At 31.3% G+C, this 24,312-nt stretch carries 25 protein-coding genes; 22 read left to right on the top strand and 3 right to left on the bottom strand.

The window, feature by feature from the left end; all coding sequences use genetic code 11:
* Positions 1-44: 44 nt before the first annotated feature.
* Positions 45-1,574, bottom strand: a complete 1,530-nt coding sequence (locus A7L45_RS02170) for a PucR family transcriptional regulator (RefSeq protein ID WP_224616805.1) — start codon at positions 1,572-1,574, stop codon at positions 45-47.
* Between the two features lie 196 nt (positions 1,575-1,770).
* On the opposite strand from A7L45_RS02170, the gene A7L45_RS02175 reads away from it, so the two are divergent.
* Both A7L45_RS02175 and A7L45_RS23040 read left to right on the top strand, forming a co-directional pair.
* Complete coding sequence (locus A7L45_RS02175; protein WP_071611250.1) at positions 1,771-2,727, top strand: flavodoxin family protein; 957 nt, start codon at positions 1,771-1,773, stop codon at positions 2,725-2,727.
* A gap of 46 nt (positions 2,728-2,773) precedes the next feature.
* Positions 2,774-2,914 carry a hypothetical protein gene (locus tag A7L45_RS23040; RefSeq protein ID WP_169829544.1) on the top strand — a complete coding sequence of 47 codons (141 nt, stop codon included), beginning with the start codon at positions 2,774-2,776 and terminating at the stop codon, positions 2,912-2,914.
* A 114-nt stretch (positions 2,915-3,028) separates the two neighbouring features.
* On the opposite strand, the gene A7L45_RS02180 is transcribed toward A7L45_RS23040, so the two are convergent.
* Positions 3,029-3,409 (bottom strand): TetR/AcrR family transcriptional regulator, encoded by a 381-nt coding sequence (locus tag A7L45_RS02180; RefSeq protein WP_071611251.1) that lies wholly within the window; start codon positions 3,407-3,409, stop codon positions 3,029-3,031.
* Between the two features lie 119 nt (positions 3,410-3,528).
* Between A7L45_RS02180 and A7L45_RS02185 the strand changes: the two genes are divergently transcribed.
* Complete coding sequence (locus A7L45_RS02185; protein WP_071611252.1) at positions 3,529-4,182, top strand: ABC transporter transmembrane domain-containing protein; 654 nt, start codon at positions 3,529-3,531, stop codon at positions 4,180-4,182.
* Between the two features lie 66 nt (positions 4,183-4,248).
* On the opposite strand, the gene A7L45_RS02190 is transcribed toward A7L45_RS02185, so the two are convergent.
* Entirely contained in the window at positions 4,249-4,908 is a 660-nt protein-coding gene (locus A7L45_RS02190; protein ID WP_224617021.1) for a Crp/Fnr family transcriptional regulator, read from the bottom strand.
* Positions 4,909-5,154: 246 nt separating this feature from the next.
* Between A7L45_RS02190 and A7L45_RS02195 the strand changes: the two genes are divergently transcribed.
* The 19 genes from A7L45_RS02195 (at position 5,155) to A7L45_RS02295 (ending at position 24,265) form a co-directional block, all read left to right on the top strand.
* Positions 5,155-5,466 (top strand): DUF2325 domain-containing protein, encoded by a 312-nt coding sequence (locus A7L45_RS02195; RefSeq protein ID WP_071611254.1) that lies wholly within the window; start codon positions 5,155-5,157, stop codon positions 5,464-5,466.
* A gap of 175 nt (positions 5,467-5,641) precedes the next feature.
* Positions 5,642-5,866, top strand: a complete 225-nt coding sequence (locus tag A7L45_RS02200; RefSeq protein WP_084647320.1) for a FeoA family protein — start codon at positions 5,642-5,644, stop codon at positions 5,864-5,866.
* Positions 5,867-6,088: 222 nt separating this feature from the next.
* Positions 6,089-6,298 carry a FeoA family protein gene (locus A7L45_RS02205; protein WP_071611256.1) on the top strand — a complete coding sequence of 70 codons (210 nt, stop codon included), beginning with the start codon at positions 6,089-6,091 and terminating at the stop codon, positions 6,296-6,298.
* An 11-nt stretch (positions 6,299-6,309) separates the two neighbouring features.
* Positions 6,310-6,531, top strand: coding sequence for a FeoA family protein (locus A7L45_RS02210; protein WP_071611257.1), 222 nt, complete (start codon positions 6,310-6,312; stop codon positions 6,529-6,531).
* A gap of 22 nt (positions 6,532-6,553) precedes the next feature.
* Entirely contained in the window at positions 6,554-8,713 is a 2,160-nt protein-coding gene (feoB, locus tag A7L45_RS02215) for a ferrous iron transport protein B (RefSeq protein WP_071611258.1), read from the top strand.
* 38 nt (positions 8,714-8,751) lie between these two features.
* On the top strand, positions 8,752-8,916 hold the full coding sequence (locus A7L45_RS02220) for a FeoB-associated Cys-rich membrane protein (protein WP_071611259.1): 165 nt from the start codon (positions 8,752-8,754) through the stop codon (positions 8,914-8,916).
* 371 nt (positions 8,917-9,287) lie between these two features.
* A complete protein-coding gene (gene licT / locus A7L45_RS02225) occupies positions 9,288-10,133 on the top strand; it encodes a BglG family transcription antiterminator LicT (protein WP_207715020.1) in 846 nt (281 codons plus the stop codon).
* A 190-nt stretch (positions 10,134-10,323) separates the two neighbouring features.
* Entirely contained in the window at positions 10,324-12,222 is a 1,899-nt protein-coding gene (locus A7L45_RS02230; RefSeq protein ID WP_071611260.1) for a sucrose-specific PTS transporter subunit IIBC, read from the top strand.
* 72 nt (positions 12,223-12,294) lie between these two features.
* Entirely contained in the window at positions 12,295-13,707 is a 1,413-nt protein-coding gene (locus A7L45_RS02235) for a glycoside hydrolase family 32 protein (RefSeq protein WP_084647321.1), read from the top strand.
* Between the two features lie 370 nt (positions 13,708-14,077).
* On the top strand, positions 14,078-15,985 hold the full coding sequence (locus tag A7L45_RS22430) for an acyl-CoA dehydrogenase family protein (protein WP_076605247.1): 1,908 nt from the start codon (positions 14,078-14,080) through the stop codon (positions 15,983-15,985).
* 56 nt (positions 15,986-16,041) lie between these two features.
* Complete coding sequence (locus tag A7L45_RS02255) at positions 16,042-17,241, top strand: FprA family A-type flavoprotein (protein ID WP_071611261.1); 1,200 nt, start codon at positions 16,042-16,044, stop codon at positions 17,239-17,241.
* A 161-nt stretch (positions 17,242-17,402) separates the two neighbouring features.
* Positions 17,403-17,816 carry an RrF2 family transcriptional regulator gene (locus A7L45_RS02260; protein WP_071611262.1) on the top strand — a complete coding sequence of 138 codons (414 nt, stop codon included), beginning with the start codon at positions 17,403-17,405 and terminating at the stop codon, positions 17,814-17,816.
* 95 nt (positions 17,817-17,911) lie between these two features.
* A complete protein-coding gene (locus tag A7L45_RS02265) occupies positions 17,912-18,913 on the top strand; it encodes a LacI family DNA-binding transcriptional regulator (RefSeq protein ID WP_071611263.1) in 1,002 nt (333 codons plus the stop codon).
* Positions 18,914-19,018: 105 nt separating this feature from the next.
* The gene (locus tag A7L45_RS02270) at positions 19,019-19,807 is read left to right on the top strand and encodes a gluconate 5-dehydrogenase (protein WP_071611264.1); all 789 of its coding nucleotides are present in this window, start codon (positions 19,019-19,021) and stop codon (positions 19,805-19,807) included.
* Positions 19,808-19,844: 37 nt separating this feature from the next.
* Positions 19,845-20,486 (top strand): RpiB/LacA/LacB family sugar-phosphate isomerase, encoded by a 642-nt coding sequence (locus A7L45_RS02275; protein WP_071611265.1) that lies wholly within the window; start codon positions 19,845-19,847, stop codon positions 20,484-20,486.
* A gap of 158 nt (positions 20,487-20,644) precedes the next feature.
* A complete protein-coding gene (locus tag A7L45_RS02280; RefSeq protein WP_071611266.1) occupies positions 20,645-21,742 on the top strand; it encodes a hypothetical protein in 1,098 nt (365 codons plus the stop codon).
* A gap of 225 nt (positions 21,743-21,967) precedes the next feature.
* Entirely contained in the window at positions 21,968-22,165 is a 198-nt protein-coding gene (locus tag A7L45_RS02285; RefSeq protein WP_071611267.1) for a hypothetical protein, read from the top strand.
* A gap of 352 nt (positions 22,166-22,517) precedes the next feature.
* The gene (locus A7L45_RS02290) at positions 22,518-23,573 is read left to right on the top strand and encodes an efflux RND transporter periplasmic adaptor subunit (protein WP_071611268.1); all 1,056 of its coding nucleotides are present in this window, start codon (positions 22,518-22,520) and stop codon (positions 23,571-23,573) included.
* A complete protein-coding gene (locus A7L45_RS02295) occupies positions 23,573-24,265 on the top strand; it encodes an ABC transporter ATP-binding protein (RefSeq protein ID WP_071611269.1) in 693 nt (230 codons plus the stop codon). Before A7L45_RS02290 ends, A7L45_RS02295 begins: the two co-directional genes overlap by 1 nt.
* Positions 24,266-24,312 lie beyond the last annotated feature (47 nt).

The raw sequence follows: 24,312 nt of genomic DNA on the forward strand, positions 1-24,312 counted from the left end.
TCATGCCAAAAATAAGAACCGTATTGAAATATTCAATACAGTTCTTATTTTTGGTATCTTAGAATTTTTAATGATAATTCGAATTTAAACAAAATATCACTGTTGCTTAGTGAAATTTTCAATAATTCTTCTATCTTATGGTAACGGTAAAAAAATGTACTACAATGTATATTTAGTTTTTCTGAGGTCAATTTTGCATTCCTATTACTTTCTAAATAAACTATTAATGTTTGTAATAATACTGAATTATTGTTTTTATCGATCCCTATAAGCTTGTTAATCAATGGATGAATCAATGTGTGTAGTTCAATCTTTTCAATAATATTATCATTGCTTTGCAATATATGAAATAGATAATATTCTATATAGTCTTTGAAATAAAATAAGAAACCATCAATTTTTAAGTTCTCTGGTAATTTTAAAGCATAAGTAGCTTGTTTATAAAACTCCTTTGTTTTAAGTATGTTTTGAAATGTCAAACTAACCCCTGCTTTTAAATTATTGAGCTTTAAAAAATCTATAAACCTTGTTTTTGTGTTTTCAGAAAATACCTCATCATCTTCTTTACTTACCATGAGAATGATACTATCTTCATAATAAGCAGGAATACAATTCCCAAATATATTTTTAGTAGTAACAATTAACTGCTTTAATCCAAAATTATGACGGTAATCTTGATATGTTTGGCGAAAAGGTATAACAATTAGTAATATATTTTTATTTAATTTAAAATCTATATTTTTTAGTCGTTCTTCTATATAGTTTAGATTATTAATTGAATTTTTTAATAAATCCATTAAATAATATTCTTCTTCGAGTCCTGAACTATTTATAAACAAGTTATCTTTTTGCATTTGTATAGAAAGAGTTTGTGCCAAAGTGTTGGTTAGTTCTAAATCTTCTTCAAGAAATTCTCGATTTTCTTGTAAAATACATATGTACGCTACAGTAATATTATTAATACGAATACCACAAAAGATAAGACTTTTATCAGAAGCGTGAAAAAAAGATGTACTAGAACTATAAATATTATCTATACATTTATTTTTTTTCATAAGATTAACAGTATCAATTAACAGATAAGTTTGATCATTGTAAGTTTCTATACTAGATGTAATAGAATTAGCAAAAGTGGAACGACCAAGAATACGATAACTAGTATCTAAAATAAAAATAGGGTTATTTAAATAGCTTTCACATATATTTAAAGTTTTATTAATATCATTACAAGCAGATAAGCTATTATAGATATTCAACTTTTTAGCAAATAGTTTATATTCTGTAAACATAAATCCACAAATTAATCTATAAATTTCTTCTATACTATTTTTAGTCTCAATCTGTAAAATATGAATGTCTTCACTTGCTTTATTTACGATAAATAAAATATTGTCTTTATTAATTAATAAAGATTTATGGTTTTTTGTTGTCAAATACAAAGCATTTGGAGAAAATTCCATATTAGCTTGCAAAAAGAATACTTCATCAATAATAGTATCCGGATTATGTGTTCCCCAAATTTTAATGTTTGGTTTATTTTCAAGAAAATTTAATAATGTTTTAAGTTTAGCCAAAAAATTACCTCCTCTTGTAGATTAGAAAAATTTCTAAAATCATACTATTAAAGTATGGCAATTTCATAATTATTTCTGATGAATGGTGTATTAATTTATGTTAATATTATAAATGTTCACTCGTTAGTGTAACAAAAAAAACACGTATTAACAATAATATAGTAATATATATGATATATAAAGAGGAGATTTTATTATGACTTTTAAAGTAATGGGCGTTACATCTGGTAGAAAAGATTCAAATTCTGAAATTTTATTAAAGGAGGCACTTTTAGCTTGCGCGCAACAAGGGGCGGAAATCACAATGATTAATCTAAGGAATTACAACATTATGGATTGTACAGGATGTACAGCATGTACAAATGGTATGACTATTGGTAAAAACGTTGGGTGCAGCTTAGATAAAAAAGATGATAAAAAAGCAATTATGGAAGTTATGTTAAATCAAGATGCTGTTATTTTCTCAGCACCTACATATGATTTAATGCCAACTGCAACATTTTTAAAATTTATGCATAGAAATTTAAGTTATGAATCTGCATTTTTAGAATCAATTGGTGAAATTGAGCATAAAGATAGAGTTGGTGCTTTAATTGCTGTTGGAGGATCTACTCGTTCTTGGCAGTCGATGGCATTAGAAGCTATGCAGGCAACTTGTTTTACAAATGATTTTAAAATTATTGATATGTATTTGGCTACTCGTGTGCCAGCTCCAAAACAATGTTTATTACATGATGATATGATTAAACGTGCCGAAGAAATTGGTAACAATGTTATGAAATCATTAAATACCAAAGCAGAAAAAAGAGTGTGGTTAGGGGATGAAAATATGGGTTGGTGTCCAAATTGTCATTCTAATGCATTGATTTTAGGGGAAGCTCAATGGGATGGGTTACAATTCCCAATTGAATGTCAAGTTTGTGGTGCTGGTGGAGACTTAGAAAAAACAGAAACTGGTAAATGGAAATTTGTTATAGCTAAAGATGGTTTAAGTCGTGATCGTACTACTATTGAAGGGAGACAACACCATTTAGAAGAAATTTACCATACACAAGGTGGATTTTACACAGATGAAAATTTATCAACTGTTAAAGAAAAGTTCGGTAAATATAAAGATCTAAAATTTCATACAATAGAAATTAATAAAGCATAATTTTATCAATTAATGGTTAATTAATGAATATTATGAATTTACGTGTTTGCTTGCAGGAGAAATTAGAGAAACAACCCCTTGGAGTGGTTCAGAGCAAGGGTGTGGGAATGCTCAAAAAATGTTTGTGGATGATATTGACAGCCTTGAACTTTTGCTGGCACATGGATGGCAGGTTATAGTGTTTTAATTCCATGTACACTTTTTCTAACCTTACCACTTGGTTCTTATTTTGTGCATTAAAAGATGCAACTATTATTATACTAGATGAGGCAACAGCATGCATTAATAGTTTTTATTCATATTAACTTTCATACACATAATCTAAAATATCTGAAATCAAACAATCCATCGTGATATTAAGGACATCTTGATGTAATAAATCATTTTTAGAATTTACGATGGCAAGAGCTTTCAAATAGTTGGCAAAAACCTTCCAATTGCAGTTGTTTTGTTTAACTTCTACATGGCTTAGAATCCATGTAGAGGTTTTTTCGTCGTTATTTTCATTTAGAAAATATTCTGTAAAAAAATTGTAAAAGGTGCCTTTGGCAAGAGAGCAGGATTTTGCAATTTCTTCAACGGAGGTTTTTTTGTATCCATTTTTCTTGATTAGTTCATAACCATTATCTAACATGTTTATTCTTATTTGTTTTCTTGTAACATCATCAAAAATCTGTGGCATATTTAATCCTCCTATTTTTATTTTAATTTATATGAACATAGTATATACAATAGTCATTTGTTTTTGTCGCAAAACTTGTACTAGAAGTAATAGATGCGGGGACAAATGGGGTAGGAGGCATGGACGTAAAGGCAAGTGTGTTATGGGGAGCATTTGCAATGATAGCATATTTACTACAGCAGTTACTTTATACAACAGCAACGATAATATCACATAAATCAAGCTTTGAGATTATGAAAAACATCAGAGATAGAATCGTAGACAAGATTTCTAAATGCTCTATGGGAACTGTTGCAGAAAAATTGCAGGGAGAATATAAGAAGCTAATTGTGGATGATGTAGAAGCATTAGAACTTCCTTTAGCGCATATGATTCCAGAACTTACATCAAATTTGGTTGCACCAATTTTGATACTGATATATTTATTTATAAAGGATTACCGAATGGCATTGGCTTCATTAATTTCATTTGTAATTGCGGGAATAGTAACAAAAATGATGATGGGTAAAGAGGCTATGAGAATCTATCAGGTATTCACTAAGGGCAGTGAAGAAATGAATGAAACTGTGGTGGAATATATAAGAGGGTTGCAGGTAATTAAAGCTTTTAACCAGACAACTTCATCTATGAAGAGATTCAAGGATGCATCATTGCGCACGATAGCACTGGCTGCAGGTACCAGCACAGGATCTATCTATACCCGGTTTCATAATAAAGTAGGACTGTTTCATGCCAGAGTTGATCCGGTAGTAGATGAGCTAAGAAGCTGGTAACCTATATCTATGATAATTATGAGGCTTTAAAGTCGCTTATTGAGTAAAATACAACAGCGTACTAAATTAAATAGCTGTCATAAGAGCTTGGAGCTTATCCATATCTAAAACCTTTATAGTCTTATTATTTAAGCTTATTATGCCATGTCTTTTTAAATAATTAACTTTTCTGTAAAGAGTAGAGTTACTCATTCCTAATACATCAGATAGTGTTTCCATTGTATATAGAAGAGATATAGTGTTATTACACAGATTAGAAGTTTCAAATAAAATATATTTACATATTTTAACGAGGTTATTTTTCTCTAGTGAGAGCTCTATTTTATTAAGCAAATGGCAAATTAGTTCCTCTTTTATATTAAGATAGTTACAAAGTAGCGAAGGGTCGTTTGGAAGGAGTTCTCTTATGGCGTCTTCTCTTATAGATATATATTTTACTTTTTTTGTACATATAAATATACTGTTATAATTTATAGATGAAAGTTCATTTTTTATTATTACATCTTTTTTTGTATAAATCTTTAATGGAGTTTTGGATCCACTGGATAGAGTTAAATTTAAAGAGAAAGATCCATCTAGGATAAGTATAATTCTATTATCTAGAAGTTCATTGTATAAAAATTGCTTCTCATCTTTTATTTCACATGAGATTATATAGTCTTCTAGGTAGTTCATAGTTTTTTTTGTTAACCTAATATTTTCAAATAGTTTAGAAGAAAAAAGCATATTTATCAATACAATCACTCCTTATATTATGAACAGTATGTCAAATGACATATTAATTATAACGTAATTGATATATAATATCAATTGAAAATGAATTTTAATATTAATTGAATTTAAGGTAGTTTAATAGGTGTACTTTTAGGTTTAGCTAGTGTAACTAAATAGAAAAGTAAATAGAAAAGTAAATTTAATATTTTAATAAAAATGAATATTATAATCAAAATATATACAAAAGGGGATTAAAGTATGAGTATATTAGTAATAGGTGGAGATAATCTTGGTAATATCACAGAAAAATTAAAGCAGAATGGATTTAAGGACATAGAACATATAACCGGTAGAAAAAAAGATGCTAAAAACTTTAAAATACCTGGGCATATAGATCTAGTAATGGTTTTAGTAGATTTCGTAGGTCACCAATTAACAAAGATAGTAAAGGAAGAATCAAGAAGATCAGATGTGAAGATTGCATTTTCTAAACGTTCATGGATACACATGGAAAAGAAAATACAGGAGTGTGCTAAGGAGCTTACGGATAATAAAAAAATCGCAATTTAGGTTTATATTATATTAATAATCAAATAATTAATGCTAGAAAAAGTTGGTGCTTTGAAAAGGATGTAAAATCAAACTCCAAATTGGAGAATGTTGAAAACGTTTATTAGTTTAATGTCAGAGTCTATAGAATTTAAGTGTACTTTTGGTATGGAAGATTATAATGGAGGGTGAAATTATGGATATACTTTTGAACTTTATTGAAGCTGGTAAGCTTGTAGAAATTATTAGCGTACAAGGATGCGATAGTATGTGCAAGAAAATTATGATGATGGGCATGAGTGAAGGGTCCATAATTAAAGTTATAAAAAATGACTCTGGTCCTTTAATTATAAAAACAGGAGAGATTCGATTAGTAATAGGCCGAAGTATGGCACAAAAAGTTATGGTTCGTGAAGTTTAAGAATTTTAGCAGTTACTCCAGAGGAATACAGATATAAAACTATATGTGTAAAAAAATTCTAAATAATAATGAAAATCACTTTCATTATTATTACGGTATGCTATAATAGAGAAGTAAAGCAAATAAGAACGTTTATCAAACGAGGCTGTTTATCAATATCCTCAAAATGACAGAGATGATTATTTTACATTAAAATATCCTAAGATTTAAGGGGGAATTATTATGCCAATAATATTAGCAGCTACTGGAAATGAAATGAGTATTAAGAAGATTACTGGAAATGACAAAACTAGAAGGTTTTTAAGTAGTCTAGGCTTTGTTATAGGTGAAACTGTCACTGTTGTATCTGAACTAGGAGGGAACTTGATTCTTAATGTTAAAGGTAGCAGAATTGCCCTTGATAGAGGTATGGCAAGTCGAATAATAGTCTAGGAGGTATAATAATGAGTACATTAAGAGAGATTCGGGTAGGACAAACCGTTAAGGTTAAAAAGGTTGAGGGTGAGGGAGCTATTCGCAGACGTATTATGGATATGGGAATTACAAGAGGCTGTGAAATATATGTGCGTAAGGTAGCACCACTTGGAGATCCATTAGAAATAACCGTTCGAGGATATGAATTATCACTTCGTAAAGTTGATGCAGAAATGATAGTAGTAGAATAGTAGAAATAAGGGGGGAATGAAAATGTCAATTAGAATAGGTCTTGCCGGCAATCCAAACTGCGGAAAGACAACTATGTTTAATGAACTTACAGGATCATCACAATATGTTGGTAATTGGCCTGGGGTTACAGTAGAAAAAAAAGGTGGTAAATTAAAAGGAAATAAAGATGTGGAGATCGTTGATTTACCAGGGATTTATTCATTATCACCATATACACTTGAGGAAGTTGTAACTCGAAACTTTATGTTAGATGATAAACCAGATGCAATTATTAATATAGTAGATGCATCTAATATCGAGAGAAATTTGTATTTAACAACTCAAATTTTAGAACTCGGAATTCCAACCGTAATAGCACTTAATATGATGGATATTATAGAGAAAAACGGTGATAAGATAGACGTTGATAAATTATCAAAAACTTTTGGATGCCCAGTGGTTGAAACTTCAGCGTTAAAAGGCAACGGCATAAAAGAGGCAGCACAAAAGGCAATAGGAATTGCGAAGGCAAAAAAGAAAGTATGTTTTGAGATGCAATTTTCAGTAGAGGTTAAAGAAGCTCTGAGGGAAATAGAAAAAGTAATTATCAAAATTTCACATGAAGGAATTGAAACACGTTGGCTTTCAATTAAACTTTTCGAACGTGACAAGAATGTTCTTGAGAAGTTAAATATTTCAAAGGATATATTAAATGAAATAGAAACAATAATAAAAAAATATGAAGATGAATTTGATGATGATAGTGAGAGCATTATTACTAGTGACCGATATGTATTTATTAGCGATGTGGTCTCAAAAACAATTAAAAAAAATAATAAGGGAAAAGCAACAACATCAGATAAAATTGATAAAATTGTTACAAGTCGTTTATTAGCACTCCCGATTTTTGCAGCAATTATGTTTGGTGTATATTATATTGCAGTAAGTACTGTTGGAACAATAGTAACAGATTGGACTAATGACACGTTATTTGGAGGAATCATTCAAGGTAATGTTACAACCTGGCTAGCAAACGCAAATGTAGCAGATTGGTTACAAGGATTAATTGTAGATGGAATTATTGGGGGTGTAGGTTCAGTTTTAGGGTTTGTACCACAGATTATGGTCTTATTCTTTTTATTATCAATTCTTGAGGATTGTGGATACATGGCTCGTGTTGCATTTATTATGGATAGGGTTTTTCGTAGGTTTGGACTTTCAGGAAAAGCGTTTATACCAATGTTAATTAGTTCAGGTTGTGGAGTGCCAGGTATTATGGCAACTCGTACTATGGAAAATGATAGAGATAGAAAGATGACAATTATGTTAACTACATTTATTCCTTGTAGTGCTAAACTGCCAATCATTGCATTAATTGCAGGTGCACTTTTCGGTGGGGCCTCTTGGGTTGCGCCATCTGCATACTTCTTAGGAATAATAATGGTTATTGTTTGTGGTGTTATATTAAAGAAAACTAGATTGTTTTCTGGAGATCCATCACCATTCGTTATGGAACTTCCACAATATCGTATCCCGGGCTTAAAAGGTGTTTTAATACATATGTGGGAAAGAGCAAAAGCCTTCATTATTAAAGCTGGTACAATTATTTTTGCTGCTTGTGTAACCATATGGTTTTTACAATCATTTAATTGGTCACTACATATGGTGGATGCAGGAGATAGTATTTTGGCAAGTTTAGGCAATATTATTGCTCCAATATTTAAACCACTTGGGTTTGGAAATTGGCAGTCTGCTGTAGCTACTGTCACTGGGCTTATAGCTAAAGAAAATGTTGTTGGTACCTTTGGTGTTCTATATGGTATAGCAGATGCTGCAGAAGATAATGCTGCACTTACTAGTAATGTAGCAGCATTATTTACAGCTTCAGGTGCCTTTGCATTTATGGCATTCAACTTATTGTGTGCACCATGTTTTGCAGCAATTGGGACAATGCGTCGTGAAATGGGTTCATGGAAATGGACATGGATTACTTTAGGATTTCAAACATTAACAGCGTATTTGGTGGCACTTCTCATCAATCAAGTTGGAGGTTTTATATTTGGTACAGGAAGTTTATTTGGAGCTGTAATCTCTGTGTTAATTGTTGCTTTTGTAATTACAGTAGTTTTGGCTACCGGAAGGAGTTCTAACGCAAAACAAGTGAATGGTAAATTTAGACCGGGATTAGGCGAAGAAGTTTAATTTAAGCATACCTACCTATATTAAAAAGGAGGATTTTTATGATAATTACAATTGTATTAGCTATGATTATATTTGGATTAGTTGCTTTAGTATTGGTAAAACAGTTTAAAAAAGCTAAAAGTGGAGAAAGTAGCTGTGGTTGTGGTTGTTCAGGCTGTTCATCGGATAGCTCATGTCATGAAAACAACCTGAAGAAACAATAGATTAATAAAAAGCTAGCATGTAAACAGAGGAAAAAATCGTCATCAAACTAATAATGATGGCGGTTTTTTTAGTGTTATTTTTTTATTATATTGTATAAAAAATGTATTGACATACAATAATGAAAATGTTATCATAAATATAAATTAAATAACAGGATTGTTACTGATTAGCAGGCAAAACCTAATTTGAGATGAGTGTAAACTTTGTCTTATTTTGGGTTTTTATTTTGATTAAAAATGCTTGCCTTGTGAGCATATAATAATACTGTAAATTTAATTGTATATTAGTGTAAAAATTTTAACTTTATATTTGAAAAAAATCTAATAATTATAGTGGCATTGGGGTGAATACTATTATTATAAAAAGGATATTGAATAATAATGTAGTTACGGCTATAGATGAGAAATCTAAGCGTGAAAAGGTAATTATGGGTAGAGGAATTGCTTTCCAAAAGAGAAATGGAGATATGGTCGATGTTTTGAAAATTGAAAAAGTGTTTATTTTGGAAAATAAAATTGAGAATGAGAAATTTTTAAAATTGATAAATGAAATCCCGATGGAGCATATAAAATTATCTGAGACTATTATAAGCTATGGGAAAGAAAAATTAAATACACAATTTGATGATCATATTTATATTGCATTAACAGATCATATTGATTTTGCCATCAAAAGATACAAAGAAGGTATTAGTTTAAAAAATCAGTTGCTTTGGGAAATACAAAGGATACATAAAAAAGAATACGAAGTTGGTTTATGGGCACTGGATTGTATTGAAGATGAAATAGGTATTAAAATGGATTTAGATGAAGCGGGTTATATTGCTCTGCATTTAGTAGATGCTGCACTTAACCAAAGCATGGATAATACAATAAACATTATTTCAATAGTTCAAGAAATATTAAACATAATAAAATACTTTTTCAACATAGAATTTGATGAAAACGATATTTCTTATGATAGACTTGTTACGCACTTGAAGTATTTTTCACAAAGGGTAATTTCAAATAATAGGTTACCAGAAGATAGTAATGAATTTCTGAAGATGGTAGAAATAAATTATCATAAACCATATACTTGTGCATTAAAGATAAAAATATTTATTGAAAAAAATTATTATTACACAATTAATGATGGAGAAATAGTTTATTTGAGTCTTCATATTCAGCGAGTTATTTCTAGTATAAGGTATAAGATATCTTCAAAAGAATTATAAACTTATACATTTATTAAAAAGTTAATATCAGGATTGTTACTGGTTATGCAGGCAAAACCTAAGTTGAAAATTATACACTAGTTGTATTAATTCAATTTAGGTTTTTTTATTTAAATTAGCCACAGCTACTTAATGGACACAAAATAATATAATAATTATTTTGTGCAGATAAAAATATAGGAGGGTAAAAATGGATTACAACAAAATAGCTAAGGAAATTTTAATGTATTTAGGTGGAGAAAACAATGTAGCAAGTGCTGCACATTGTGCTACAAGATTGAGATTGGTTCTAAATGATGACCAAAAGGCAAATATTAAAAAAATTGAGAAAATGGAAGCTGTTAAAGGTGTATTTAATAGTGGGGGTCAATTACAAATTATTATTGGTCAAGGAACAGTAAATAAAGTATATAACGCCTTTATTGAAGGAACTAAAATAGGAGAGTCGAGTTTAAGCGATAATAAAAAAGCTGCAATGAAAAATATGAATCCTTTTGAGAGATTTGCAAGAATGTTATCAAGTATTTTTCTTCCAATAATACCAGCAATAGTTGCTAGTGGGCTTTTAATGGGGATTTTAGGAATGCTTCAAAATTTCCATTTAATTGATTCTAAAAGTGGAATATATATATTATTAAATATGTTTTCAAGTGCCGCTTTTGTGTTTTTGCCTGTTTTAATTGCATTTAGTGCGGCTAAACAATTTGGAACTAATCCTTTTCTAGCGGCAACATTAGCAGGCATAATGATACATCCAGATCTTCAGAATGCTTGGACATTAGGAAATGGAATTAAAAATTCAATGGATTTTTATGGACTTCATGTAAGTATGGTTGGTTATCAAGGACAAGTGCTTCCAATATTAATTGCTGTTTGGGTTATGGGATATATAGAAAGAAGCTTAAGAAAAATAGTTCCAGATATATTAGATATTTTACTAACACCATTCTTAACAATATTGATTACAGGGTTTTTCACATTTTTTATAATAGGACCAGTAGGGAGATTTCTAGGAGATGGACTATCAGTTGGTTTAGTAACGATATACAATACAGCAGGTGTTTTTGCTGGTATATTATTTGGAGGATTTTATTCATTTATAGTTATTACCGGGATACATCAAAGTTTCCAAGCTGTTGAGGCAGGGTTACTTGCTAACCCAAGTATTCATAGGGATTTTTTATTACCAATATGGTCAATGGCAAATGTTGCACAAGGTGGAGCTGCTTTTGCAGTATACTTTATCACGAAAAATGCCAAAATGAAGTCAATAGCTGGTCCAGCATCATTGTCAGCGGTGCTTGGTATAACTGAACCAGCAATTTTCGGAGTAAATTTGAGATATAGGAGGCCATTTATTGCGGCAGCTATAGGTGGTGCTATAGGTGGTGGCTATGTAGTATTTACTAAAGTAGTAATGACTGGCATGGGTGTAAGTGGAATACCAGGTACAACGATTGTACCGCCATCATCTATTTTGAATTATATAATAGGTATGGTTATAGCTTTTGCAACAGCTTTTGTAGTTACTTCTGTCCTTGGAATAAAAGAAAAAGAAGAAGAAATAGATAAAGATAATAATGATGAAAATAATGAAGATATTTTACTTTGTAATGAAGAAAAAGCAAATACTGTTTCAAATTTAGTATCACCTGTAAATGGAAATGTTATATTACTTAAAGATGTTCCGGACAAAACTTTTTCTGATGAATTATTGGGAAAAGGAATAGGAGTAGATCCAGAAGATGGAATAGTAGTTTCACCAGTAGACGGAACTGTAGTATGTTTGTTTGAAACAAAGCATGCAATAGCAATTAAAACTAGTGATGGAATGGAAATACTAATTCATATAGGAATTGATACAGTCAAAATGAATGGAGAGGGTTTTAAGTCATTTATTAATTCTGGAGATACAATTAAGAAGGGACAAAAACTAATGGAATTTGATTTGGATTTAGTTAAGGAAAAAGCTAAATCACCTATTGTATTACTTGTCATTACAAATTCTGATTCTATGAAGTTTGTTAATCAGTTAAAGTCTGGTAAGATTAAACAAGGGGAAGAATTAATGCGAGTTGGAATTAACTAAAAAAGAGAGGAGATCATTCTCTCTCTCAAGTTTTGAAATAGAAAAAATAAAATTTGAAATGGTTGTGATATTATGAATGGAAATAATGATTACTATAGATTAAAATATCATTTAATGCCAAGTGTAGGCTTTTTGAATGATCCTAATGGATTTATTCAGTTTAATGGTGAATATCATCTATTTTATCAGTTTAATCCTTTATATCCTAAAGATAAAATGGTTTATTGGGCTCATGTAAAAAGTTCGGATTTAATTCATTGGACTATGTTATCGCCTGCACTTTGTCCAAGTGAGTGGTATGAAACTCATGGATGTTATTCTGGCTCAGCTGTAAATAATAATGGCAAGTTAACTTTGATTTATACAGGAAATGTAAAAAACAAACTAGGGAAAAGAGAAACCTATCAGTGTATTGCACAAAGCATTGATTGCGAACACTTTGTTAAATATAAAAACAACCCTGTTATAAGCAATGTGCCTACTGGTTATACAACGCATTTCAGAGATCCTAAAGTTTGGAAATATAATGGGCTATGGTATATGGTAATTGGAACCCAAACAGAGAAAGAAGAAGGAGTAGTACTTTTATATAGTTCACAGGACTTACTAGCTTGGAATAAAATTGGAGAAGTTGCTGGTGCAAATACAAATGGATTGAATTATTTAGGCTATATGTGGGAATGTCCAAATTTATTTAACTTATATGGAAAAGATATATTACTTTTTTGTCCTCAGGGGGTAGAGCCTAAGGGTGATTTATATAATAATAGATACCAATGTGGATATTTGTTAGGTAAATTAGATTATAAAACGGCAAAATTAGCCTATGGTGATTTTATTGAGTTGGATAGAGGTTTTGAATTTTATGCTCCTCAAGTTTCGCGAGATGAAAAAGGACGGTTACTCTTGGTTGGTTGGATGGGTATTCCAGAGGAAGAAGATAGCCCTACGGTAAAGAATAATTGGCTTCACTGTCTAACAATTGTTAGAGAACTTCATCTTGAAAATAATAAAATCTATCAAATTCCAGTAGAAGAAATAAAATTACTTAGAACTAATGAAACTAGGTATGATAATGTATTAATAAATAATGAACAGATTAAATTGGATAATATTTATGGAGACTGTTTTGAACTAATTTGTGATTTTTCATGGGAAAATGTCTTGGAGTTTGGGATTAAACTTAGATGTGATGACAAGGAAAATGAGAAAACATTGTTATATTATAATACAGAAGAGGAAAAAATAATATTGGACAGATGTAAAAGTGGATTAAGTAAAACGGGTGTGAGAAAGTGCAAAATAGAGAAGTGTAAAAAATTAAGCATTCGTTTATTCATGGATAAGTCATCTGTTGAAATATTCATAAATAAAGGTGAAGAAACTTTTTCATCTAGAATTTACCCTAAGAAGGAGAGCAAAAATATATTTTTTTATGCAGAAGGAGGAATAGTAAACGTTAATATAAAACACTGGAATATCTAACAGTTATTATGTATATTGCAAACGGAAAACAAAATAACGACAGCGATGAGATGGAACCTATATGATAGATACTTAAAAAAAATCTATTAATATAGGTTCTTTTTTGTATAATAAACGAAAGGGGTACCACATATGCTTTAATTATTTTAAATATTCATTTCTAAAGGTATAAAATTTGAGATCAGAGAATATAGTATTATAACAAGCTTCGCGTTTTTATGGGGAAGCGTGACGAAAAAAAGGTTGGAATTAGGGTTGTAATGTGTATTTGATAGGTATACAATAAAACTATACAATTAAGGTACACTTTAAAGAAGACGTTTACGAATTTACATTTATTAAACAGATTAATTAAAGGGAGGTATTATATATGCTTTTTAAGACTAAGCAGCAACATGAAAATTTGAGGATTAAAATTAGAGAATTTGCCCAGGAGGAAGTTAAACCTATTGCATTTATGTTAGATCAGGAAAATAAATTTCCGGATGAGGCTATTAATAAGCTAGCGGATATGGGAATGATGGGAATACCATATCCCAAAGAGTACGGTGGAGCAGGTCTTGACATAATAAGCTACGCAATTGCCGTTGAGGAATTATCAAGAGTTGATGGTGGGACAGGCGTAATTTTATCAGCTCATACATCACTAGGTTCTTACCCAATTTCAGCTTATGGAACAGAGGAGCAAAAACAAAAGTACTTGGTTCCACTAGCAAAGGGAGAAAAACTTGGCGCATTCGGTCTCACAGAGGAAAATGCCGGTAGTGATGCTGGTGGTACGGAGACCACTGCAGTACTTGATGGCGATAATTACATTTTAAATGGTGAAAAAATATTCATCACAAATGCAGGTAAGGCTGATATTTACGTTGTTTTTGCAGTCACTACGCCGGATATAGGTATTCGAGGCATAAGTGCATTTATTGTGGAGAAGGACACAGAAGGTTTTAGTTTCGGTAAGCATTACGATAAAATGGGTATTAGATCATCTGTAACTGCTGAACTGATTTTCAGCGACGTGAAAGTTCCGAGGGGAAATCTATTAGGCAAAGAGGGTGAGGGTTTCAAGATAGCTATGGCAACTTTGGATGGTGGGCGTATTGGCATTGCGGCTCAGGCTCTAGGAATTGCACAAGGCGCTTATGAGAATGCTCTTGAGTACTCAAAAGAAAGGGTTCAATTTGGCAAACCTATCTGTCAGCAACAGATTATCGCTTTTAAATTGGCAGATATGGCAACAAAGCTTCGCGCGGCTAGATTACTTATTTACAGTGCAGCAGAGCTTAAAGAAAATCATGAAAACTACAGTATGGAAGCTGCTATGGCGAAACAATACACTTCCGACGTTTGTCTTGAGATTGTTAATGATGCACTTCAAATATTTGGTGGAAGCGGTTATTTAAAAGGTATGGAAGTTGAAAGGTCTTACAGGGATGCTAAGATTTGTACAATATATGAAGGAACTAATGAGATTCATCGTGTCGTTATCGCTGCCCACATCATAGGTAAGATGCCCAAAAATGAGAACACAGGTAAAGCGACTAAGCGAGGACCTGCTACAGGTTATCGTAAAAAAATAATTTTTAGCGACGGAACTGCGAGTGAAAAAGTAAATGCACTTGTGGAAGCTCTTAAGGCAGATAAATATGATTTTACAGTTGGAATTCCAATGGACACTCCTATTACTAAGGCTGAAAGAGTAGTCAGTGTAGGTCTAGGTATTGGTGAAAAGAAAAATATGAAGCTTATAGAAGACTTGGCAGTTCAAGCAGGTGCAGCAATAGGATCTTCCCGTCCAGTAGCTGAAACACTTAAATATTTACCATTAAATCGTTATGTGGGTATGTCTGGTCAAAAATTCAAAGGAAATCTTTATATTGCTTGCGGTATTTCAGGTGCAGGTCAGCATTTAAAAGGTATAAAGGATGCTAGTACAATTGTTGCTATAAATATTGATTCTAAAGCTAAAATTTTCAAAAATTCAGATTATGGTATTGTCGGAGATATAATGGAAATATTACCGCTTCTAACTGCTGCTTTAGATAATGGAGAAGCAAAGAAAGATGCTCCACCAATGGTGAAGATGAAGTCAGCAGCTCCGAGGGAAGTTATTCCAACTTGGAAACATTATGTATGTAATGGATGCGGTTATGAATATGATCCTGGCGTAGGTGATGATGAAGGTGAAGTAACTCCGGGCACTCTTTTTGAAAATATACCAAACGAATGGACTTGCCCTTCTTGCGGTGAAGAAAAAGATATGTTTATAGAGGTTTAATTTTTATAATAATTAAATATAATAATATGTTTTTAGTGTAAAGGAGGATTATATATATGTATTGTGTTAGAAATATAACTGAGGATCTTTATTGGGTTGGTGGAAGCGACCGTCGTCTTGCCCTTTTTGAAAACATTCATCCTATTCCAAGAGGTGTTTCCTATAATTCTTATCTACTAATAGATAAGAAGACAGTACTTTTTGATACAGTTGACTGGTCAATTTGCCGTCAATTTATTGAAAATATTCAATCAGTTTTAAAAGGCAAACCTTTAGATTATTTGGTAATTAACCATATGGAGCCCGATCATGCAGCGTGCATTGAGGAGATTATTCTTCGTTATCCGAATGTAAAGATTGTATGCAACCATAAAGCTTTCTTGTTCATGCATCAGTTCGGTTTCCATATCGATGAAAATGTAATAGAAGTTAATGAAGGCGATACAATGTCTTTTGGTAAACATATAGTTACATTTGTGGCTGCTCCAATGGTACATTGGCCAGAAGCTATGGTGACATTTGATACTACAAATGGTGTATTATTTTCAGCTGATGCTTTCGGTTCTTTCGGCTCCTTAGATGGTCAGTTGTTTAATGACGAAGTTAACTTTGACCGCGATTGGATTGATGATGCCAGAAGGTATTATACAAACATTGTAGGCAAGTATGGCCCTCATGTTCAGGACCTTTTAAGGAAGGCTGGCACTATCGACATCAAGATTATCTGTCCACTACATGGACCGGTATGGCGTAATGATTTGGGATATTTTTTAGGTAAGTACGACAAGTGGAGCAGGTATGAACCTGAGGAAAAAGGTGTAATGATTGTTTATGGAACAATGTACGGCAATACTGAGGCTGCTGCGAGTGACCTAGCAACAAGGCTTGTGGAAAAGGGAATGACAAATGTTGTTATGTACGATGTTTCTAAAACTCATGTCTCATATTTGATTTCTGAGACATTCAAATATAGTAATGTGGTTCTTGCCTCTGTAACATACAATCTTAAGATATATCCACCAATGCTTGCTTATATAATGGATATGAAAGCATTAAATGTTCAAAAACGCAATTTTACTCTTATAGAAAATGGTTCGTGGGCTCCTCAATCGGGTAAGCTGATGCGTGAACTTTTGGGTGATATGAAAGAAATAACTATTTTAGATAATGAAATCTCATTAAACTCTAGTATGAAAGAAGACGATGTGGATTCAATGGATGCAATTGCTGAAAGTATCATTGAGTCAATGAAGTAATTTCAGAAAAATATGAATTTGGGACCTGCTCATGGATAAAATTTGTGAGTAGGTCCATTTTTATGGTAAAATTAAGTAAATATTACTTTTTTGTTGACAAAATACAGTAAGTATCTTAAAGTATAAAGTATACCGAATGAGTATACTTAGGGAGATATATTATGAAAATAACACAAGAAGCAGATTATGGTCTTAGGGTAGTAATTTATTTATGTAAATTAGGTTATGGCGAAAAGGTAGAATCAAAAGTAATTTCAGAAAAAGAGAGGATACCACTAAGATTTCTCTTAAAGCTTTTAAGAAAGCTAATACAAGCAGATATCATAAAATCTTATAGGGGAGTAAAAGGAGGATATGCTATAAATAAATTGCCAGAGGAAATAAACTTAAGAGATGTTATTGAAGCAATAGATGGTCCAATATGTGTTAATAGGTGTGTAATTGAACCAAGTTTTTGTAATTTGAATATAAGTGGTGTATGCATTGTGCATAGAGCCATGACAAAAGTACAAAAAAATTTAAATGCAGAACTAGAAAGCATAAATTTTAAACAGCTAGTAGATGGGGAAATCTAAATAAATAAAACAATTTAGTAAACTAGTTTACTAAATTGTTTTTTTATGTTAATATAAGGTATAGGAATACAAATCATTTAAATATGGGGTTAAATATGACGCATTCAGGTAAGATTACGATTAGAGAAATTGCAAATTTAGCATGTACTTCTAAAACGACAGTCTCTTTTTATTTAAATGGTAAAACTGAGAAAATGTCTGAGAAAACAAGACAAAAAATAGCAGAGGTAATTAAAGAAACAAATTATAAACCTAGTATTGCTGCTAGAAGTCTAAATTCAAAAAGTTCTAAGCTGCTCGGAATAATGATTGGGGATATTACCAATACATTTTCAAACCAAATTGTTAAAGGAATTGAAGATATAGCAAGTAAAAAAGGTTATCAACTTATTGTAGCAAATAGTAATTATGATTATTCTAGGGAAGAAAACCTTATGGATAGAATGTTAGTTATGGGTGTTGATGGGTTCATTGTACAACCTACAATTCAATTTAAGGAAATTCCTAAAAAAGCAAAAAAACCAATGGTTTTCTTTGATAGCAATGTAAACGATTATAAGACGAAATGGGTAAAAACAAATAATTATGATGCTACTTATGAAGCTACTGTTGTTTGTATAAGTAAAGGATATAAAAAATTTATTTTAATCACGGCTGATCCAAGTTTACTAAGTACTCGCAAGGAAAGAACTTCTGGTTATATTGATGCTTTATTAGATCATGATTTAGCTTATGAAAAGTTAATTGTTGAAGATAATGATGAAAATAATCCTAAAAAGATACTGGATTTTCTTGTTAAGCATATTAATGAAAAAGAAAAACAATTAATTTTTGTTCCTAACTGTTGGGCTTTACCTATGGTGTTTATTGCACTAAAAGATTATTATTTTTTAATGCCTAAGTTAGGTCTTATGGGATTTGATAACACTGAGTGGACTAATTTTGCAACGCCGAGCATAACAACTATTTTGCAACCTGCTTTTAAAGAAGGACAACAAGCGGCAAGCATTTTAATTGACCAAATTGAAAGTAAAAATGATGAAAATGGTCAACAAGTATTAGAGTGCATTGTAAATTGGAATGAATCTACATTGTAAGGTATTGATGGTACGTTAAAATAATTGAAAATTTTAAAGAAACGTATAAATAATATATATTTCTTTAATATATATAAATATTATAAATTCGAGGAGGAATATTTCATGGATATAATTAAGAAATTTTCATTAGAAGGTAAAGTTGCATTAGTTACAGGTGCATCATATGGTATTGGATTTGCTATTGCAAAGTCTTATAGTGAGGCTGGAGCAACAATAGTATTTAATGACATAAATCAAGAACTTGTGAACAAGGGAATAAAAGCTTATTCAGAAGAAGGCATAAAAGCTTTTGGATATGTATGCGATGTTACAGATGAAGAGATGGTAAATGAATTAGTTAAAAAGATTGAAAAAGAAGTTGGAGTAATTGATATCCTTGTAAATAATGCAGGAATAATTAAGCGTGTAGCAATGATTGATATGAAAGCGGCAGATTTTAGAAAGGTTATAGATGTAGATCTAAACGCACCATTTATAGTATCTAAAGCTGTAATACCTGCAATGATTAAAAAGGGACATGGTAAAATAATAAATATATGTTCAATGATGAGTGAACTAGGACGTGAAACCGTTTCAGCTTATGCAGCTGCAAAAGGTGGACTTAAGATGTTAACTAAAAACATTGCAGCTGAATATGGTGAATACAACATTCAATGTAATGGAATTGGACCAGGATATATAGCAACACCTCAAACTGCACCACTAAGAACCCAGGGACATCCATTTAATAATTTTATTATAGGAAAAACTCCTGCTGCACGTTGGGGAACAACAGAAGATTTAGTAGGACCTGCAGTCTTTTTAGCATCTGATGCATCAGATTTTGTAAATGGCCATGTGTTATATGTAGATGGTGGAATACTCGCTACTCTTGGAAAACAACCAGAATAAGATAGTGCTCGCACTATCCATAATAGGAGGAATATAAATGAAAATTGCTTTAATTAACGAAAATAGCCAAGCAGGAAAAAATAAAATCATATATGAAACATTAAAAAAAGTAGTACAGCCAAAAGGCCATGAGGTATTTAATTATGGAATGTACAGCGCAGATGATGAGGCGCAATTAACATATGTTCAAAATGGTATTTTAGCAGCTATTCTTTTAAACTCAGGAGCAGCTGATTATATAATTACTGGATGTGGTACTGGAGAAGGAGCAATGCTAGCATGCAATTCATTCCCAGGAGTGATATGTGGTCATGTACAAGATCCAACAGATGCATATCTGTTTGCACAAGTTAATGATGGAAATGCTATAGCAATGCCTTTTGCTAAGGGATTTGGATGGGGAGCAGAATTAAATTTGGAAGACATATTCACAAGATTATTCCAAGGCGAAAGTGGTAAGGGATATCCAAAAGAAAGAGTTGTTCCAGAACAAAGAAATAAAAAGATATTAGATGAAGTTAAAAAAGTAACATATAAAGATATGGCGACAATTTTAAAAGATATAGATCAAGATCTATTAAAAGGTGCTATAGGCGGAGAAAAATTCAAAGAATATTTCTTTGCTAATTGTAAATGTGAAGAAATGAAAGAAATAATTAAAAATATATTAGGAAAATAAGATGATTTAAAGGTAAAATCCACAACTAATTAATAAGTTGTGGATTTTCTTATTGTGTATGGTTTAGGAGTATAATTTAATGGAGAAAGTATCAAGTGCAGCTTGACAATGTCAAAACAGTTATAAAAATTATTGGAGTAGGGTAAGGAGCGTGAGATATGAGTGAAAAAGCAATTTTAGGCAAAAGTATTAGCTACTATCAGCGACTAGGCATTAATAAAGAAGTCGAAGCCTGGGAAGATGGAATGAGAAGCACTGGTGGTAGAGGTACATACGAATGGTGGTATTTTGATGCTGAGTACTTAGATGGTACTAAAGTAGTTGTTATATTTTATACAAAGAATGGATTCGATGTAAGAGGTCTTGCAAATCCAACAGCATCACTTGAGATAACTTTTCCAAATGGGAAAAAGATATTAAAGCGTATTTCTGAGGGTAAGGGGCAAAAGATTCGTGCTTCAAGGGAGGTATGTGATTTATTAATTTGCCAAAGCAGTATTAAATATTCAAAAGGGAATTACTTAATACATTTTATAGATGGCGATGTTGAATATACTTGTACAATGAAGCCTAAATTACCAATGTGGCGCCCGGGAACAGGACATTGGTATTATGGAGAAAAACAGGAATATTATTTTGCATGGATTGTTGCACAACCATCTGCAGACATTAGTGCAACTTTAAAGATCAAAGGAGAAAAGTTTGAGTTAAATGGTTATGGATATCACGACCACAACTGGGGTAATATCCATATGAGAAAAATCATGAATCATTGGTATTGGTGTCGTGCAAATATTGGTCCTTATACAATCATAGCGTGTGATATTATTACGGAAAAGAAATATGACTATACTAGATTGCCGGTTATGATGATAGCTAAAGATGGGATTATATTAGATGATAACGAAGAAAAAACAGTAATTAAAAGATTGAATACTAAATATCATCCAATAACTAAAAAATTCATTGATAATAATTTGATGTTTATACATCAAGTGCATAATGAAATTAAATACCAAGTAGAATTTAAAAGAGAAGATGATATTTTAGCTTTTAATATGCTTGATAGATTAGGAATAGCTCCAATAAGAAACTTTATAGCTAAAGCTTTGGGGGTCAATCCAACTTATATAAGATGCATTGGTGAAGTCAAGTTAACGGTTGAAAAAAATGGAAATATAGAGGTTTTTCAGAAAGAAGGATTATGGGAGCAGATGTTTTTTGGCAGTAATAAAGATGCTATTATAGAAAATTAAAACCCTGGACTAATTATATTAATAAATTAGTCCAGGGTTTATTATGTTTTGAATTAGTTAGTAAATTAGGTCATTAAATAATTTCCATTAGATAATATTGTAATGATTCTTAAAGTTTATACATTGTTTATATTTAGTTTATAAAAAGTAGAGAAATTAAACTTAAAATAGAATTATTAGGATTACGAACCTCACTATCAAAAATATTTAACTTTGGAGGATAAGATGATTAAAATATTATTTATAATGGATGCTATAGTGCTAATAATAGCATTAGTTTTTTGGATTATTGGGTTAAAGTATCAGAGAAATGATGCAGACAATTCAAAAGGTGCTGAATACATATTAGGGGCTACTGGTGTTACCGGAATCTGTATTATTTTTAGTGCTATACTTTTTATACCAACGTTCTTTCCAATTTAAATCGGAAAGTTATTGAATCATATACTAAAGATAGAATTCAATTAAAATACATATATATATATTAGAATATTATTTATAAAATAGATACTTAAAACATTATAAATAAAGGCTATATCGGTTATTACAACTGATATAGCCTTTAATAATTAAGGAACATATTATGATTATTTTTGATAAATTGTAATATTAAGGACTGAATAGGAGGATAATAATCATTTATTGAACTAATTTAATAAAAATTTAATATATAGCTAAGGAAATTTTGATACTTATTGATACTTATCGATACTTATCGTGTAGAATATAAGCTATTGAATTTATATTTTGAATTATAAATATGTAGGAGGCTATCATGAAAAAGAAAATTATTATTGGCGTAGTAATAGTAGCAATTGTAGGTATTATTGGAGGGATTCAGTTCACTTCAAGAAATAAGAAACAGGTTATAACTGTAAAGACTTCAAAGGTTTCGATAGGTGATGTGAAAATGTACTTATCTACCACAGCTACTATAAAATCTAAAAACGAAAAGGATTATGCTGTATCTGCGGCAACTAAGATTTCAAATGTTAAAGTTAGCGTTGGTGATAAAGTTAAAAAAGGGGATATTATATTAATTTATGATACAGCTGATCTTAATAATCAACAAGAATCTGCTCAAATTAATTATAATAATGCTATATCTCAAAAAAAGGATGCAGTGAATAAAAATGATAATGCAAATGTATTATCTGACGAAAAGATAAACCAGCTAGATAATGCTGTTTTAGCAGCTCAGAACACTCTTGACTCAGTAAAAATTAAATTATCACAAAACTCAAATATTACATCTGACATTGATGGAGTAGTAACGGAAGTTAATGTTATAAGTGGTCAAACCGGAGGACAGGGAACGGCTATAATTGTTCAGGATATATCAAATTTAAAGGGAATTGTTAAAGTTGGAAAATATGATGCTGCTAAAGTTGCTATTGGGCAATCAGCAACAATTTTAAGTAGTGGTAAGAGTTATAAAGCCAAGGTCTCAAAAATCTATCCAACGGCAACGCTTAATACAACAGCTACAGGTGGAGATACTACTTTAACTGTAGAAATTGATGTACTAGAAGCAGCGCCACAGTTAAAGGTAAACTTTGACTCAGATGTGGATATATTGCTTAATCAAGTGCTGGCTACTCTGAAGGTTCCTGCACAATCAATATTAACTAATAAAGATGGGTCTACTTATTTGTTTGTTATCAGTGATGGAAAAGCAGTCCAAAGAAATGTAAAATTAGGACTCCAATCAGATACTGATATGGAAATAGTAAGTGGTGTAAAAGTGGGTGAGAGTGTAATATTAAATCCAGGTAGCTCCATCACAAATGGTGTAATGGTTAAAGATTCTATTAATCTAGGAGGAAAATAATGATAGAAGTAAAGGATGTATTAAAGAGATACATAACTGGAGATATTGATTTTACTGCACTTAAATCGGTAAGCCTTAAAATTGAGAAAGGTGAATTCACTGCAATAATGGGACCTTCAGGTTCCGGAAAATCAACTTTTATGAATATTTTAGGATGCTTGGATAGAATGGATAGTGGTACATATTTTTTAAACGGCCTGGATGTCTCCAATCTTGAAGATAATCAACTTGCATTAATAAGAAATAAAGAGATAGGATTTGTATTTCAAGCATTTAATCTACTCCCAAGGATATCAGTACTTGAAAATGTTATGCTTCCAATGCTTTATGCAGGAATACCAGCAAAAGAAAGAAAGGATAGGGCACTTATCGCACTTGAAAAGGTTGGACTTAGTGACAGAATTAAACATAGGCCTAATGAGATATCTGGTGGACAAAAACAAAGAGTTGCAATTGCAAGGGCAATGGTTAATAACCCTGCAGTTATTATGGCAGATGAACCAACAGGTAATCTAGATACAAAATCATCAATTGAAATCATGAAAATATTTCAAAATTTAAATGCGGATGGTGCTACTATTTTAATGGTTACCCATGAAGATGATATAGCAAAATGTGCAAAAAGAATTGTAAGATTCCTAGATGGAAAAATAGTTGATGACTACCCTGTTTCAGGAAGAACAATATTATAGATAATATATTACGCGTAAATATTTTCACGATAAAATGGAGGGCAGTT

This window comes from Clostridium estertheticum subsp. estertheticum (assembly GCF_001877035.1).
In the GTDB taxonomy this organism is placed as follows: Bacteria; Bacillota; Clostridia; order Clostridiales; family Clostridiaceae; genus Clostridium_AD; species Clostridium_AD estertheticum.